At 42.4% G+C, this 15,858-nt stretch carries 14 protein-coding genes; 13 read left to right on the forward strand and 1 reads right to left on the reverse strand.

Features of this window, described 5'->3' with window-relative positions; all coding sequences use genetic code 11:
- Window positions 1–234: 234 nt before the first annotated feature.
- From AAA970_RS08515 to AAA970_RS08570, 12 genes are all read left to right on the forward strand, one after another.
- Window positions 235–894: a metal-dependent transcriptional regulator gene (locus tag AAA970_RS08515; protein WP_338236755.1), complete on the forward strand. Its 660-nt coding sequence runs from the start codon at window positions 235–237 to the stop codon at window positions 892–894.
- Window positions 878–1,804: a metal ABC transporter solute-binding protein, Zn/Mn family gene (locus tag AAA970_RS08520; protein ID WP_338236756.1), complete on the forward strand. Its 927-nt coding sequence runs from the start codon at window positions 878–880 to the stop codon at window positions 1,802–1,804. The genes AAA970_RS08515 and AAA970_RS08520 overlap by 17 nt, the downstream gene beginning before the upstream one ends.
- Window positions 1,804–2,601, forward strand: coding sequence for a metal ABC transporter ATP-binding protein (locus AAA970_RS08525; protein ID WP_053405129.1), 798 nt, complete (start codon window positions 1,804–1,806; stop codon window positions 2,599–2,601). The genes AAA970_RS08520 and AAA970_RS08525 overlap by 1 nt, the downstream gene beginning before the upstream one ends.
- 1 nt (window position 2,602) lies before the next feature.
- The gene (locus AAA970_RS08530) at window positions 2,603–3,895 is read left to right on the forward strand and encodes a metal ABC transporter permease (RefSeq protein ID WP_338236757.1); all 1,293 of its coding nucleotides are present in this window, start codon (window positions 2,603–2,605) and stop codon (window positions 3,893–3,895) included.
- Window positions 3,896–3,903: 8 nt separating this feature from the next.
- Window positions 3,904–4,803: a metal ABC transporter permease gene (locus AAA970_RS08535; protein WP_060686482.1), complete on the forward strand. Its 900-nt coding sequence runs from the start codon at window positions 3,904–3,906 to the stop codon at window positions 4,801–4,803.
- A gap of 156 nt (window positions 4,804–4,959) precedes the next feature.
- On the forward strand, window positions 4,960–5,388 hold the full coding sequence (locus tag AAA970_RS08540; protein WP_338236759.1) for a thioredoxin family protein: 429 nt from the start codon (window positions 4,960–4,962) through the stop codon (window positions 5,386–5,388).
- Window positions 5,389–5,905: 517 nt separating this feature from the next.
- Window positions 5,906–6,124, forward strand: a complete 219-nt coding sequence (locus AAA970_RS08545; RefSeq protein ID WP_338236760.1) for a hypothetical protein — start codon at window positions 5,906–5,908, stop codon at window positions 6,122–6,124.
- A gap of 508 nt (window positions 6,125–6,632) precedes the next feature.
- A complete protein-coding gene (locus AAA970_RS08550) occupies window positions 6,633–7,811 on the forward strand; it encodes an RHS repeat domain-containing protein (protein ID WP_338236761.1) in 1,179 nt (392 codons plus the stop codon).
- Window positions 7,808–8,557, forward strand: a complete 750-nt coding sequence (locus AAA970_RS08555) for a hypothetical protein (protein WP_338236762.1) — start codon at window positions 7,808–7,810, stop codon at window positions 8,555–8,557. The genes AAA970_RS08550 and AAA970_RS08555 overlap by 4 nt, the downstream gene beginning before the upstream one ends.
- Window positions 8,558–9,757: 1,200 nt before the next feature.
- Window positions 9,758–10,966 carry an RHS repeat-associated core domain-containing protein gene (locus AAA970_RS08560; RefSeq protein WP_338236763.1) on the forward strand — a complete coding sequence of 403 codons (1,209 nt, stop codon included), beginning with the start codon at window positions 9,758–9,760 and terminating at the stop codon, window positions 10,964–10,966.
- A 792-nt stretch (window positions 10,967–11,758) separates the two neighbouring features.
- The gene (locus AAA970_RS08565) at window positions 11,759–12,055 is read left to right on the forward strand and encodes an OmpH/Skp family outer membrane protein (RefSeq protein WP_338236764.1); all 297 of its coding nucleotides are present in this window, start codon (window positions 11,759–11,761) and stop codon (window positions 12,053–12,055) included.
- 388 nt (window positions 12,056–12,443) lie between these two features.
- Window positions 12,444–13,157 carry a pseudouridine synthase gene (locus AAA970_RS08570; RefSeq protein WP_338236765.1) on the forward strand — a complete coding sequence of 238 codons (714 nt, stop codon included), beginning with the start codon at window positions 12,444–12,446 and terminating at the stop codon, window positions 13,155–13,157.
- Window positions 13,158–13,527: 370 nt separating this feature from the next.
- On the opposite strand, the gene AAA970_RS08575 is transcribed toward AAA970_RS08570, so the two are convergent.
- On the reverse strand, window positions 13,528–14,136 hold the full coding sequence (locus AAA970_RS08575) for a tetratricopeptide repeat protein (protein ID WP_338236766.1): 609 nt from the start codon (window positions 14,134–14,136) through the stop codon (window positions 13,528–13,530).
- Window positions 14,137–14,461: 325 nt separating this feature from the next.
- Here AAA970_RS08575 and mnmE point away from each other — a divergent pair, with 325 nt between their 5' ends.
- The gene (mnmE, locus tag AAA970_RS08580) at window positions 14,462–15,838 is read left to right on the forward strand and encodes a tRNA uridine-5-carboxymethylaminomethyl(34) synthesis GTPase MnmE (RefSeq protein WP_338237711.1); all 1,377 of its coding nucleotides are present in this window, start codon (window positions 14,462–14,464) and stop codon (window positions 15,836–15,838) included.
- Window positions 15,839–15,858 lie beyond the last annotated feature (20 nt).

Genomic DNA, 15,858 nt, shown 5'->3' on the forward strand with positions numbered 1-15,858 from the left:
CGGGAAGCACAACCGCATTTTTCAGCGGCCAAACTTGCATTTATTGCGAGCTGAAGGTAAATATTCACTCCCAAAATCCAAGGCATCCCGCTTTATTTAAAATAATCATTTTTTAGAAACTGATCAATGTCAGTTTTTATAAAAAACAAAATCACTCCATTATTTTTCATAAAATATTTTTTTAGACAAGTCTAAAACTTAAATTTACCGCTACAAATATATTTACCGAGGACTATGGAGCTAAGTTTTGTTGAAGAAAATTATTTGAAAGCCATATACCAGTTGGAACTGGAAAACCCCAGCGGCGTAAGTACCACTGCCCTGGCAGAAAAAACAAAAACCAAACCTGCTTCGGTGAGCGACATGCTGAAAAAGCTTGCCCAGAAAGAATTGATCTTTTACAAAAAATATCAGGGCGCCAAACTCTCCAAAAGCGGGCTTCAGGCTGCCTTATTGGTCATTCGCAAGCACCGACTGTGGGAAGTTTTCCTGGTAGAGCACCTCAGCTTTTCCTGGGATGAAGTGCATGAGGTCGCCGAACAACTGGAGCACATTAAATCCAAGCTACTCATTCAACGCCTGGATCAATTTTTAGGCTTCCCTAAAGAAGATCCGCATGGTGATCCCATTCCGAATGAGAATGGAGAGATTATTGAAATTCCCAAAATTCTGCTTTCTGATTTTACCACTGGGAAAAAGGCCCAAATTAGCGCAGTAAAAGAAAGTAGCCCTTTGTTTTTGCAATATTTGGATAAAATCAAAGCAGGCATTGGTTCGAATATCATCATTCAGGAGCGAATAGCATTTGATAATTCTCTGGAAATCCTGCTGGACGGTCGTACCCTGTATATCTCTGAAGAAGTGGCCAAAAACATTTATGTTACAGAAGACTAAATACCTCCTTTTCTCCCTTTACCTGGGGATGCTCTTAACGTTCAGCAGCTGCGACCGCAATCCGCAAATGAATAACGGTAAGCCCAACATTGTCTGTACCACGGGCATGATTGGCGATGCCTTAAAACATTTGGTGAAAGATTCCGCCAATGTGATCAGTCTTATGGGCCCGGGCGTGGATCCGCATTTATACAAAGCCACCCATGGCGACATTGACCGGCTGGCGCGTGCGGATGTCATCTTTTACAACGGCTTGCATCTGGAAGGCAAAATGGGCGAAGTGCTACACAAGCTGGAACGCACCCGCCCTGTGGTGGCCGTAGCGAAATCTATTCCTGAAAATGCCCTGCTAAGCGTTGAGGACACGGAAGTACACGACCCCCACATTTGGTTCGATTTAATGCTCTGGGATCAGGCTGTAGCCGAATCTGCCATTGCCCTTCGGGAAATTTACCCCGATTGGACCGACATGATCAACGCCAATGAACAAGCCTACCGGCAGGAAATCCAAGTGTTGCATCAGGAGGTTAAACGGCAAATCGCCACCATTCCGCAAAAGCAACGGGTGATGATTACCGCCCATGATGCCTTCGGCTATTTCGGCAAGGCCTATGATATTGAAGTCAGAGGGCTACAAGGCATCTCCACCCTATCGGAATTTGGATTGAGAGGACGCGTAGAATTGGTCAATTATATCATTGACAAAGGCATCAAAGCCATTTTCGTAGAATCTTCCGTTTCGCCCAAAGCTATAGAATCCGTGGTCGAGGCCTGTCAGCAAAAAGGCCATGATTTGAAAATCGGAGGTAGCTTGTACAGCGATGCCATGGGCGCTCCCGGTACCGCAGAGGGCACTTACCTGGGGATGGTTCGGGCCAATGTTCACACCATTGTAAATGCATTGAAATAATGAAAAAGAAAATACTACAAGCCGATAATCCGGTAACGGAAGTCCATGACCTGACCGTAACCTATGACCGGAAGCCTGTGCTTTGGGACATTGACCTGACACTGCCGAAGGGCTCCGTGATCGGGGTTATGGGGCCGAATGGTGCAGGAAAATCCACCCTGATCAAAGCCATGATGGGTTTACTGCCACTGGCCTCCGGCTATGTGAAAATGTTCGATGAAAAGCTGGACGATGTCCGGGAACAGGTAAGCTACGTGCCGCAAAGAGGGACGGTGGACTGGGATTTTCCGGCTTTGGTAAAGGATGTGGTATTAATGGGCCGCTATTCCAAAATCGGCTTATTTAAAAGACCACGACAGTCCGATAAGGAAATTGCCATGGACTGTTTGCGTAAGGTAAATATGGAAGCTTTTGCCGAACGGCAGATTTCTCAGCTTTCCGGCGGTCAACAGCAAAGAGTATTCCTGGCTCGCGCACTGGCGCAACATGCCGATCTTTATTTTATGGATGAACCCTTCGTGGGCGTGGATATGGCGACCGAAAAAGCCATCGTAGACCTGCTGCAGGAAATGTCGGCAAAAGGCAAAACAGTAGTGGTCGTGCATCACGATCTGCAAACTGCCCGTCAGTATTTCGACTGGATCGTATTGCTCAATACCCGTCTGGTGGCTTCCGGCCCCACCAAGGAAGTCCTGACCGACGAATTACTAGCCGAGACTTATGGCGGAAAGCTGACCCTGCTCAATGAAGTTTCGCAAGAGATCAAGAATAAAGAATTTCCAAACCGGGAGGAATAATATGGAAGCATTACTGGAGTTTTTATCCTTTCAGGATCCATCAGTACGGATGGTAACGCTGGGTGCGGTAATCCTGACCGCCTCCTCTGCCTTGGTGGGAAGTTTTACCTTCCTGAAAAAGAAAGCCCTCATTGGCGATGCAGTAGCACATGCCGTCTTGCCTGGCGTCTGCCTGGCTTTTCTGCTATCCGGAGAAAAGAATCCCCTGTTACTGATCATCGGTGCCTTCATCACCGGCTGGCTTTCACTGAACATCATTGACTTTGTCACTAATGAATCCAAAATCAAGGAGGATACCGCCATCGCATTGGTGTTATCCGTCTTCTTCGGATTTGGTATTCTGTTGCTGACTTTCATTCAGCATGGAGATTATGCCGAGCAATCCGGACTGGATCATTTCCTCTTCGGACAGGCAGCCTCTTTGGTGGGAGAAGATTTGATCATCTTCCTATCCGTCGGGCTTTTGCTCATAGCCCTGATCCTGTTGTTTTTTAAGGAACTTACACTTATTTCCTTTGATCGCCAATTTGCACAAACTTCCGGCTTGCCCGTAAAATGGCTGGAGCTTTTGCTCACCTCCATGACCGTGCTGGCTGTCGTCATTGGCATACAGGCCGTTGGGGTAGTTTTAATGGCCGCCATGCTGATCACTCCTCCGGCAGCGGCAAGATACTGGACCGATTACCTGCCACGGATGGTTTTGCTGGCCGCGGTCTTCGGTGCTTTCTCCGGATTTTCCGGTGCATTGATTTCTTACGTCTCCCCTGCTATGCCCACCGGCCCGTGGATTGTGATGGTCGCTACCACCATCGCATTATTATCCATACTATTTGCACCGGCAAGAGGCATCATTTTCAAAATGAAAAGACAGCAGGAGAATCAATTAAAAATCCTGACCGAAAATATCCTGAAATCCTTTTATCATTTAGGTCAAAAGCATCAGGACATGAAGCATCGTTATAGTTTTGACGAAATTCACAGTATTCGACCTTCCATCCCCAAACCCCGCCTCAAGAAGGGATTAAGAGTTTTGGAAAAAGAAGGATTTCTCCGAAAGAAGGAAAATAGCTATCGCCTGAGTGCAGAGGGCACAGAAAAAGGGAAACGCGTAGTGAAGCTTCACCGCCTGTGGGAAGTATACCTGACCGAATACCTTTATCTGGATCCGGACCATGTGCATGATTCTGCCGAAACCATGGAACACGTCATTACGCCGGAACTGGAAAAGAAGCTGGAAGAAATGCTCAACTATCCGGATCGTGATCCGCACGATGAAGAAATTCCTTATACCTGATAAATATTATGAACGATTTACTGATCATACTCACTGCCAGCTTTGTGGCCATCTCCTGCAGTTTGCTCGGCTGTTTTCTGGTATTAAGGAAAATGACCATGGTGGCCGATGCCATTTCCCATGCCGTTTTGCCGGGCATTGTCATCGCCTTTTTACTTTCCGGCAGCCGGGACTCCATGGTAATGCTGGCCGGCGCCGCCGCTTTCGGCATCCTCACCACCTTTTTAATCGAATTATTCCACCTCAAGGGCGGCCTGCAGTCCGATGCCTCTATTGGCGTGACCTTCACCTGGCTGTTTGCCCTGGGCGTCATCCTGATCTCCGTTTTCGCCGGACAGGTGGACCTGGACCAGGATTGTGTGCTTTATGGAGAAATCGCCTACGTTCCTATTGATTTGTGGATCACCAAAAGCGGTACCATCATGGGGCCCAGAGCACTCTGGATCTCCGCCATCGTCATGCTACTCATCATCGCATTTATTCTATTGGCTTATAAAGAACTATACCTGACGACCTTCGACCCGGCCTTTGCAGCCGCCATCGGCATATCCACCACATTGTGGCATTATTTGCTGATGTCCATGGTTTCACTGGTGTCCGTAGCTTCCTTCGAGTCCGTCGGGGCTATTTTGGTGGTTGCCCTGATTGTGACGCCACCAGCCACCGCCTATCTGCTCACCCGGGAATTGAAAAAAATGCTGATCCTGTCGGTCATCATCGGTGTGATCACTTCGGTGGGAGGATTTTATCTGGCCTACGCACTCGATGGTTCCATTGCCGGCGCCATGGCCACTGTTGGCGGCATCCTTTTCGGGCTGGCCTTTTTGTTCTCTCCAACCGACGGCTACATCAGCCGATTCAGGCGAAAGACCAATAAAGCCGCCATGATCAATGCATTGCAGGAATAGTGAATTTTTAACATTCACAAACGCCAATAATTTCCCAAAAATGATGAAATGCCGTTGTTATGTTACACAGGCGACTTAAATTTCAAGCCATTTTTACCGCTCCACCGTAATAAAAATAAAAACTAACGATTGACTATGTTAAAAAAGACATTTTGGATGATCCTATTTCTGGTAGCTGTACAGCTGACCGCTTTCGCCGGAAGGGACAATGAGGGAGAAATTAAGTGGGTGAGTTTCGAAGAGGCAATTGAAATGGCCGAGCAAGATCCCTCCAAAAACATCATGATTGACTTTTATACCTCCTGGTGTGGCTATTGTAAAAAGATGGACAAAACCACCTTCAAAGATAAGGATGTAGTCAATGCCGTAAATGCCAGTTTTTATGCCGTAAAAGTAAATGCCGAATCAAAAGATCGCATTACCTACAAAGGAGAAAACCTGACCTATGCCGATTTAGCTCGAAAATTCCGTGTACCAGGCTACCCCACCATCCTGCTTTTAAAATCTGATCTGGACAAAAAAGCAGTCGAACCCGGCTATAAAAGCGCCAAGCAATTTACCCGCATGCTCGAGGACTTTGACTAAAAATAAAATAATAATCCCAAGGCCGGCACTTTCCATTTCGGAAGGTGCTTTTTTTTGGACTCTTTTTTTGGGGGACTGCTGCCGCTTAGACGTCAGCACCGGGCTGGCGCGGCTCACCTCATCGGCCTTTTGGGCCGCTGTGGTTCAAACAAGCCCGCTTCATCCCTGCCCCAATACCCTTTTTCAATACCAGATCCGCACCAGAAGTGAGGTTCATCTGTATTTCAAAACATTCCAGGAGCATTCGCTCCTTATCCCTTCCAGATGGAAACATATTTTATTGCAAAAAATATCCCCCACTGGCGCAGGTTACATCGACAAAACAGGGCTTTTTCACAAAAAGCTAGATCAGCCATTCAATACCTTATATTGAATAATTAATCGTTTCTTTTTCATTTTTTCTTGATAAAAAACGAAACAAAAAAATCAAGGCTGTGATCAATGTTGGCGGGACAAATAACCTGCTGACGGAATCCATCAAGGCGACATTTGCAGATGACGCAAAACTGGTAAAGTATTGCAGAAATGTCGCTGTGATGCCTTCTGGTCGTCAGCAGAACCTTTGTCTATCCGCCCATTGATCAAGGCCGGACTGTTGATGCGGAAGATTTTATACCATAATGTCAATACTGTAAAAAGTAGTGAGATCACCTTATGCCAACATAAGATTGATATTCCGGCAAAGTGCCTGCCGAGGGAATATAAACTGCATTATTTGGCCCTACACTGGTCGTAGTCTTCGCTAGCTGAACTTTAATATCTTGTAAGAATGTAGCGCGGCGACTACGACCCAGTCCTCGGAATTTGGTGGTTCGTCTTTTAAGGCTCGTAAACATGCTGTACCACAAAAGATCAAAGGGGTATTTGATGAGCAAATATACTTTACACCAAAATAGCGGGACAAACCAACGCTGGTTAGTTGAGTTTAATCTTTTTAAAGTCGGAAATCGCCCATAGTGGTCATAGATTCAATCTACGACCCAAAAAAATTGGAACCTCCACTCTTTTTCTCTTCCAGATTGAACCATAATCCATTTATTACGAAAAATACGCTTTAAGATTAAAGAAAAGAGAAAGCACAAGCCGGCGTCTAATTAAAAACCAATTGGATCCTGCGCAGCTATAATTTGAATGGGTACTTTTAATCATCAGCCCCCCTATTGTATTTCAGGCACAAAGGCTCCTCCATATGGAGTCGAAGATGGAATTTACGATCAGGCGATTTCCCCGCCCAAATAACTAGCGTGAATAGTCATAATTCCAGTGCCTTAAGGAATTCCGTAAAAGTTGCTGGTGACGTAAAAATCACTTATCAATATAATTCATTGGGGCATAGAAGTAAAAAAGTTTCATATGACCTGCTTGGTAATATTGAAAAAGAAACGGCTTATACCCGGGATGCCTCAGGAAAACTATTAAGCATATACAGTGGCCCTACTTCAGGTAATCTAAAACAGGTAGAGATCCCGATTTACGGGGCCAGCCGTTTGGGAATGTTGGTGATGGATGATAACTTTGAACAGGAGCAATATGAATTAAAAGACCATTTGGGTAATATAAGAACCATAGTAAAACATCCAACTGACACGGCACCATCAATAACCCTAGGTTATAGTGATTATTATCCTTTTGGTTTAAGAATGGTCAGGTATACAAACCCCGGTTACCGTTTTGGATTTCAGGGAGATTTTGCCGAGGATGATACCGAGGAAAATGGTTTTAATGTCTTTGAGGCAAGATTGTATGATCCTGTTTTAGGGAGATGGACAACAGTAGATCCGGCCAGGCAATTTGCCAGTGGGTATGTGGGAATGGGGAACGATCCCATAGGAAGCATAGATACTGATGGTAGAGAATCTGGCGACCCAAGAGGAAATGCATTTTTCTCAGGGTTGTATAATATTTTTACATCTTTAGGTTTTAGAGAGTCAAAATCAAACACAAAACAAACAATGAAAGAAATTCATGATGTAATTGCTAATCCAGACCCACCAATTGACACTCAACCAGTTGGAATGCTATTTATTGATAAGACTAAGCCTGAAAATGAGATAGGTTTAGATTTAGGGTGGAGAGCCGAACATACAGAAATCCTGGACTATACATTACTTAAATATCTTATGAAGATACCCAACCCCAAGTTTTCAATACCACCGTCCAGAAGTATTATCTCCGAAAATACCAAAACTGCAGGTAAGTTTTTAGATCCTGCGCAGACATCTCAATCCATAACAGAAAATTGGATTGAAAGTTCTCCGTACTATGAAGGATTTTTAACACAAGATTCATTAACATTCTTTGCTAAACCTGATTCAATTTTACTAAGAGAAATCGTAACTAGAAAAGATACAATTCATATAGTAGTCAAAACATCTCATAATGGATTCATATCAATTGGACATTTAAATGATACAATCAGATGATAAAAATTTATTGGGCTTTATGCATATTATTTTTTATCGGGTGCAAACCTAAATTAAAAAAAGTTGAGAATGTTATAATAAATGGTTATGAGTCAAAATTTTTTTCTAGCAAAGCTATAAAAGGACTGGCTTATGAATACGATAATGATTCTATAGCTTTTATTTCAAATGATGGTACATTTTCCTCATATTGGAAACAATACGAAAGCAATGACACACTAATAGTTGAAAAACACGAATACTATAGGAAAAATGAAAATTATTTTCTTGTAAGTAAAGCAATAAATAATGATATTTTCCGCAATGTGGAATATTTCACTAAAGACAGCGTGTACCTTGGTGGTTTTGAATTTCATAATTTAGACCTTGTCAAAAGCGATTACAAAGGTGAATATTTAGAAGGAAGAAGAGTAATTCTCTCTTATGCCATTAATTCTACGGATTCAGTAACATATAATTTTGAAATAATAAATAAAATGGCAAACAATTTTGGAATAGAAATATTTCGTGATGCGGAGTTCAAGGACTACACTGATGCATCATTATCGGATTTACTTTTTCAAAAATTTGACTATAAAAATTCCATAAAACTAACATGGCCCAAGAATTATTTTAAAGATGATGTTTTTCCACTTCATATGCGAATAATTGAATACAATGATGCCAACCTTGTAAAAGCTGACCTTATATATAAAATTAACCTAATGATCCCTGAACAGGATACTTTGGTATTAATTCATCCGTAGTGAATTAATACTGCCACGCCCTGAAATAAATTGACATCTTATCAACTTTATAACCCCACCTATCTGGTTGAATTATTTATAAATCTTAGTAGGGGTAGAGCCTCTCGCTGGTCATCTTCTTGGCTAACCATACTTCAAAGATTTTGTAGGGAACTGGCACAGCGAAACGACTAAGTCCACGGAATCTTGGCTTTGGCCCTTCCACTAGTTTTAGAGAAACACTATCCACGAGATTCTATAGGTCGTCTGGAAAGGTAGGAAGTCAAATAACTTTTAAAAGAGAAAATTTTAATAATTAATTCATAGACCTTTGAGCAAATTATCAACACATTAAATGGTCTTTGGTAGAAATTTACCCTAACAACAATTATAAACAGCTGTAGCTTTAAAAAGGAACAAACTGTTTTCAATATAATTTATTTCCCTCGCTGGTCTTAGTCTTCGCTTGCTGAACTTCAATGCCTTGTAAGGATGTAACGCGGCGACAACGACCGAGTACGCGGAATCTTGGCTTTAACTCTTCCGTTAATTTTGAAGAAGTACTATCCATCGAATTCTATAGGTAATCTGGATAGGTAAGTAGTCTAATAACTTTTAAAAGAGAAAATTTTAATAATTAATTCATAGACCTTTGAGCAAATTATCAACACATTAAATGGTCTTTGGTAGAAATTTACCTACACTGGTCGTAGTCTTCGCTAGCTGAACTTTAATATCTTGTAAGAATGTAGCGCGGCGACTACGACCCAGTCCTCGGAATTTGGTGGTTCGTCTTTTAAGGCTCGTAAACATGCTGTACCACAAAAGATCAAAGGGGTATTTGATGAGCAAATATACTTTACTCCAAAATAGCGGGACAAACCAACACTGGTTAGTTGAGTTTAATCTTTTTAAAGTCGGAAATCGCCCATAGTGGTCATAGATTCAATCTACGACCCAAAAAAATTGGAACCTCCACTCTTTTTCTCTTCCAGATTGAACCATAATCCATTTATTACGAAAAATACGCTTTAAGATTAAAGAAAAGAGAAAGCACAAGCCGGCGTCTAATTAAAAACCAATTGGATCCTGCGCAGCTATAATTTGAATGGGTACTTTTAATCATCAGCCCCCCTATTGTATTTCAGGCACAAAGGCTCCTCCATATGGAGTCGAAGATGGAATTTACGATCAGGCGATTTCCCCGCCCAAATAACTAGCGTGAATAGTCATAATTCCAGTGCCTTAAGGAATTCCGTAAAAGTTGCTGGTGACGTAAAAATCACTTATCAATATAATTCATTGGGGCATAGAAGTAAAAAAGTAGCATATGACCTGCTTGGTAATATTGAAAAAGAAACGGCTTATTCCCGTGATGCCTCTGGAAAACTATTAAGCATATACAGTGGCCCTGCTTCAGGTAATCTAAAACAGGTAGAAATCCCGATTTACGGGGCAAGCCGTTTGGGAATGTTGGTAATTGGAGCTACTTTTGAACAGGAGCAATATGAATTAAAAGACCATTTGGGTAACATAAGAACTATACTAAAACATCCAACTGACTCGGTACCATCTATAACGCTGGGTTATAGTGATTATTATCCTTTTGGTCTACGAATGGCCAGGTATACAAACCCCGGTTACCGTTTTGGCTATCAGGGAGATTTTGCTGAAGATGATACCGGGGAAAATGGTTTTAATGTCTTTGAGGCAAGATTGTATGATCCGGTTTTAGGAAGATGGACAACAGTAGATCCGGCGAGGCAGTATGCCAGTGGGTATGTAGGGATGGGGAATGATCCGGTGAATGGAGTGGATCCGGATGGGAGGTTTCAATGGAAAACACAGGCTTATATAGCAGCCTTCCTAATGGGAGGAGGTGGTCAAGTTGGATATGCTGAGGATTTAGGAGAGTATTATGTAGGCTACCAGACTGAATTAGATGGCGGGATCCAATATACTAGGCATGTCGATTTAACACTAGAAACAAAATTTTCTTTTGATCTTTCAATTGGAGTCCAAATTGGTGAATATATAAGTGGTATAGAAGGTTTTGAATTAAATTTAGCTTCATGGACATTACAGGATTATGAGGTCACGGCAGATTATTCCTTTAAAAATGGCTTTAGTAACATCAAATCAAAAGCAATATGGATAGGGGAAGACACTAAGGTAAAGCAAAAAATCTCTGCAGATATTTCTCTCTTTGGAATTATGGGGGGAGGAGCAGAGTTAGAACATTCATTTTGGCATTCAAACCCTTATGGCACTGAGGAAATGAAAGGTTCAATTAATGGCTCTTTTTTAGGAATAAACTCGAAACGAGTCTATGACTTTAATAAAAAAAGTGTTGAAAACGTAATGTCTGCTGGATTCGGGGGATCTGCAATGTTGGGATTCTCAGTTGGAGGTGAAATTAAAATAAAATAATTAATACAATATGGAGGTGATAATAAATTTTACGACAATAGCAATCGCAATATTTTCTTTTTTTTATTCCAAATACTCTCATTACAAATTTGAAAATATATTGAATAGCATGCTAGAAAAAGGAGAGATTTCTGATGATGTTTATTATCATTATTTAAAAGTAGCAAATGAATTCCCTGTAAAAATGATAACGATGTGTTTTTTTCCTAAACCCAAATATCTAGATAATAATCCTAGATATGAAAAATTTTATAATGTACACATCAATATATGTAGGTTGTGTATTGGATATTTTTTAATATTTGTTATTTGTGTAATATCATATGCCATTTACGGAACGATAATAGAGTACTAAACTTAATGTCACATCCTGAAATAAGTTGCAGCTTATTAACTAAATAGACTTACCTTGCTAGTTGTACTATTTTGAGATCACAGTTGGGATGGAGTCCCACCGGTCATAGCCTTTTCTTTCTGAACTTCAATACCTTGTAAGGATGTAGCGCGGCGACTACGACCGAGGCCACGGAATCTTGGCTTTGACCCTTCCGCTTATTTTGAAGAAGCACTATCCATCGAATTCCATAGATAATCTGGATAGGTAAGTAGTCTAATAACTTTTAAAAGAGAAAATTTAAATAATTAATTCATAGACCTTTGAGCAAATTATCAACACATTAAATGGTCTTTGGTAGAAATTTACCCTAACAACAATTATAAACAGCAGTAGCTTTAAAAAAGAATAAACTGTTTTCAATATAATTTATTTCTTTAATAAAATTTTTAATAAGAATGAATAATAAACTAGCAGTGGGAATTGGCCTATTGGCTTTATGTAATATAATTACATTTGGATATTTTTTCCAACAACAACCCAAATGGGCTTATGTAGATAACGTTCGCATTATGAACGAGTATAAAGGAATGATTAGCGCGCGTAAAGATTTTGAGGTAAAGGTAGCCTCCTTAACCGCTAATATGGATACATTAAGAACAGAATTTCATCAGTTGCTTATGGCGCATGATGCTAAGGTGAGTAAGATGTCTGCTGCGGAAAAGAAAAGTTCTGAAGCTCCCCTTTGGTCGTAAACCCCAACAACAATCCAAAAACTTTAGAGCGTCCGATCCTTTCCCCTTGCGGATTCATCCACAATCCATCCATTACGGAAAACACACTTTAAGATTATGCAAGAGCATGAACAAGCCGGCATCAGCCCAAAATTCGCCAAAACCTATTCGCTCATAATATAAAGGAGTACTCGCCCCCCTGGACTTTCCTTCTGAATTTCAAGAACTAAGACTCCATGCATGTGGAGTCGGAAATTGACCCTACGACCAAATAGTCAAAAAAGACAAAGATTTTCCCCCACTCGTCTGAAGAAAAATAACACTGCCCGCACACCATTATTCGCCTCCTATTCTGAGCAAATCACCGGCATTCCCTATCTTTGCATTTAGTAAAATCCACTTTCTGCTCATGCGCCTCGATAAATTTCTTTGTCAAAGTACCGTTTTAGACCGCCCCACTGCTCATGAATGCATCATCAGCGAACGGGTAAAAGTGGGAAGAGCGGTGATCACTTTAGCCGACACGCAGGTACATCCGGAAGAAAAAGTTTATCTGGATGATGTGCTGCTTAAATTACGCCCTTTTCGTTATTTTCTGATCCATAAGCCGGCCCAGACGGTTTGCTCGAACAAAGACGAGCACTACCCGTCTGTATTTACCTCGGTCGGTTTGGAGGCGGAGAACCTCCACATTGTCGGGCGATTGGATGCTGACACCACGGGTTTGGTGCTGGCCACGGATGATGGGCAGTGGTCCTTCCTGATCATGCATCCGGACTATAAATGTCCGAAGACTTATCGGGTACAATTGCAAAAACCCATTGATGCTGTTGCTATTGAAAAGCTGGAGAAGGGCATTCAGCTGCAGGGAGAAAAGCAGGCCACGGCACCGGCAAAAGTAGAAATCATTCATGAGAAAGAAGTTTTGCTCACCATCACCGAAGGAAAATTCCATCAGGTGAAACGAATGTTTGCGGCCGTGAAAAATAAGGTAGTGCAATTACATCGGGAGCGTATCGGTCCGGTGGAACTGGATATAGCAGAGGGTGATTATCGAGCACTCACAGCCGCGGAAGTCCGGCTGTTGGTGGCGGAGAAAAACAGGCCTCAAAAGAAAAAATAGATCAGGCTTTCCATATAGCCGACCAAATCTAGGCCAGATTATTCATGCTTCAATCTTCATTTAGCTAATGGGCGGGGAAAACGAGGGAATAGTTCTTTTATTCGAGCTATTTCCCTGAAAGTAGACGAATGAGGAAAAAGCAAACTTGCCCAAATATGGCTATTAGAAACCAAGAATAAACACCTGAAAAGACTGAGGGTGACCACTTTGTGCAAGATCAATAAATCAAGCGGTGAATAATTCGGCTTAATGACCCGCTATCACCGACTACTTCCACAAAGGATGCTTCCTCCTAAATCCCCACCTTTACAGCAAAGCATCCTGTAGCTTGGGGAAATTTCCGGAGCATTTTTGGTTCATGCTATTCTGTTTAAAAAGTACTTTTAATGCCATCCATAAATTTCATTTTGCTTTTGAGTGTACCAATCCATTCTCTTATCATATTCCGGTTTTCAGGAAAGTCGACCAATACTTCCTCAAGTTGAATTAAGGTTGACAAGGCTTTCTCATAATCAGAGATACATTCATAATATTGTGCTACCGTCATATAATAGGTAGTAACTTCCGCCCCATGGAATATATGCCGATCGGGATACAAATCTTCCAGCTCAAGTGTTTCGCCTAATAAATCATGAATTTCATCAAAGTAGTGGTCTTCCATATCGAGTTTGGCCGCTTCTACTCTGGCAAAAAGGTAGTCGGGAAAACGTTCCATCATAACATCCACCACATTAATTGCCATACTCTTTTGCTCCAAAAGCTGATAAGCTGAAAATAAATAGTTGTAGGCGGAGGGGTAGTTTGGATGTTTGTGAATAAACTTTCTCAGACGCTGCAAGAATCGACTGTCAGCTTTTGCATTTTCCCCTAAATGGTATAATTGCATACCAAAGTTTTCTAATTCTATCTGAATATAGGAAGATGGCTGAACCCCTACCGGATAAACCGGTTTATCGGTTATGTTTTCGATTTTTATCATAGCTCTGAAAAACAATAAAATAACACAAAAAAACGAGCAAGTGAAGACCTATAGTAAATTAAAAATCTCCCATGGGTGCTGGGCCAGGGATAGAGGCAGCGGCGCAGCCGGTTGTTGGAGCTCCTTTTTGCAGCCTAAGGGCGTAGCGGCTCGCAAAAAGAGCGACTGCCGAAAGCCCGACCGCGCCTGGGCGGTGGCCCCCTTTTTTAAAAAATTAAAGCGCAGGCCATTCTATTGGACATACAGCCGACGAAACTGATTATTGGTGAAGGGGGAGCGGAAAAAATTCCCTACCTTTGTGGCGAAATTAACAGGAGAAGTAAATATGAATCCAATAGCGGCTATGGACGACACCATCGTGGCATTGGCGACTCCGCAGGGAGTAGGTGCCATCGCAGTGATCAGGTTGTCGGGAAATGAAGCGATCAGTATAGTCAATGAGGTATTTAAAGGTAGGGACCTGAGCAAGCAGGAGAGCCATACCATCCACTTTGGAACCATTCGCGATGGGGAGAAGATTCTGGATGAGGTTTTGGTATCGCTTTTTATTGCTCCGAAATCTTTCACCAAGGAAAATGTGGTGGAAATTTCTACTCACGGCTCCCCTTTCATCATCAAGCAGATGATTCAGCTGTTTTTGAGAAAGGGTGCACGATTGGCTCGTGCCGGTGAGTTTACCAAACGTGCCTTTATGAACGGACAGTTCGATTTGGCGCAGGCAGAAGCAGTGGCAGACCTGATTCATTCGGATTCGGAAGCGGCCCATGCGGCGGCCATGAATCAGATGCGTGGTGGCTTTTCGGCGGAAATTGCGGCTTTGCGTGAACAACTGATTCACTTTGCCTCTATGATTGAACTGGAACTGGACTTCTCTGAAGAAGATGTAGAATTTGCGGATCGTCAGCAATTGCAGGGATTGGTAGATCGCCTGCAGGAGGTGATCAAGAAGCTGGTAGATTCTTTTGATCTGGGAAATGTGATCAAGAATGGCGTACCGACGGTGATTGCGGGTAAGCCGAATGCCGGAAAGTCTACCCTGCTGAATGCGCTGTTGAATGAGGAAAAAGCAATTGTTTCCGATATCGCCGGAACGACGCGTGACTTTATTGAGGATGAGATTCATCTGGAAGGTTTGTCTTTCCGCTTTATCGATACTGCCGGACTTCGGGAAACGGAGGACAAGGTAGAAGCGATTGGCGTGGAGCGAACCCGTGAGAAAATGAAGCAGGCAGCAGTGATCATTTATCTGTTTGATTTGGCAGAAGAAAGACTGGAGGATATTCAGGCGGAAGTCGCTAAACTGCAGGAAGGCACTATCCCCTTCATTAAAGTGGGCAATAAGATGGACAAGGCGAAACCTGAAATCCTGGAAGCCCTGCAACAGGAAGAAGGCTGGATTTTCATTTCTGCCGGACAAAAGGAAAACCTAGAAGAGCTGAAAGATCAGCTGGTGTCTAAAGTGAATATGCAAGAGATTAAGGCTGGCAATACGGTGGTGACCAACGCCCGCCACTATGAATCCCTGATCCGTACGCAACAGGCGCTGGACAATGTGACCAATGCGATTGTTGCCCAAATACCGGGTGACCTGATGGCGATGGACATCCGCGAAGCCTTGCATTATCTGGGAGAAATCTCCGGAACGGTAACGACGGATGATCTGCTGGAAAATATTTTTAGCAAGTTTTGTATCGGGAAGTAATATAGGATAACACCTAAAAA

Origin of the sequence: Persicobacter diffluens (assembly GCF_036244895.1) — a bacterium.
GTDB lineage: Bacteria > Bacteroidota > Bacteroidia > Cytophagales > Cyclobacteriaceae > Persicobacter > Persicobacter diffluens.

Coding starts and splice junctions, on each gene's coding strand:
- AAA970_RS08565 (WP_338236764.1), top strand. CDS start 11,759: ATGAATAATAAACTAGCAGTGGGAATTGGCCTATTGGCTTTATGTAAT.
- AAA970_RS08575 (WP_338236766.1), bottom strand. CDS start 14,136: ATGATAAAAATCGAAAACATAACCGATAAACCGGTTTATCCGGTAGGG.
- AAA970_RS08515 (WP_338236755.1), top strand. CDS start 235: ATGGAGCTAAGTTTTGTTGAAGAAAATTATTTGAAAGCCATATACCAG.
- AAA970_RS08530 (WP_338236757.1), top strand. CDS start 2,603: ATGGAAGCATTACTGGAGTTTTTATCCTTTCAGGATCCATCAGTACGG.
- AAA970_RS08570 (WP_338236765.1), top strand. CDS start 12,444: ATGCGCCTCGATAAATTTCTTTGTCAAAGTACCGTTTTAGACCGCCCC.
- AAA970_RS08525 (WP_053405129.1), top strand. CDS start 1,804: ATGAAAAAGAAAATACTACAAGCCGATAATCCGGTAACGGAAGTCCAT.
- AAA970_RS08555 (WP_338236762.1), top strand. CDS start 7,808: ATGATAAAAATTTATTGGGCTTTATGCATATTATTTTTTATCGGGTGC.
- AAA970_RS08520 (WP_338236756.1), top strand. CDS start 878: ATGTTACAGAAGACTAAATACCTCCTTTTCTCCCTTTACCTGGGGATG.
- mnmE (WP_338237711.1), top strand. CDS start 14,462: ATGAATCCAATAGCGGCTATGGACGACACCATCGTGGCATTGGCGACT.
- AAA970_RS08540 (WP_338236759.1), top strand. CDS start 4,960: ATGATCCTATTTCTGGTAGCTGTACAGCTGACCGCTTTCGCCGGAAGG.
- AAA970_RS08535 (WP_060686482.1), top strand. CDS start 3,904: ATGAACGATTTACTGATCATACTCACTGCCAGCTTTGTGGCCATCTCC.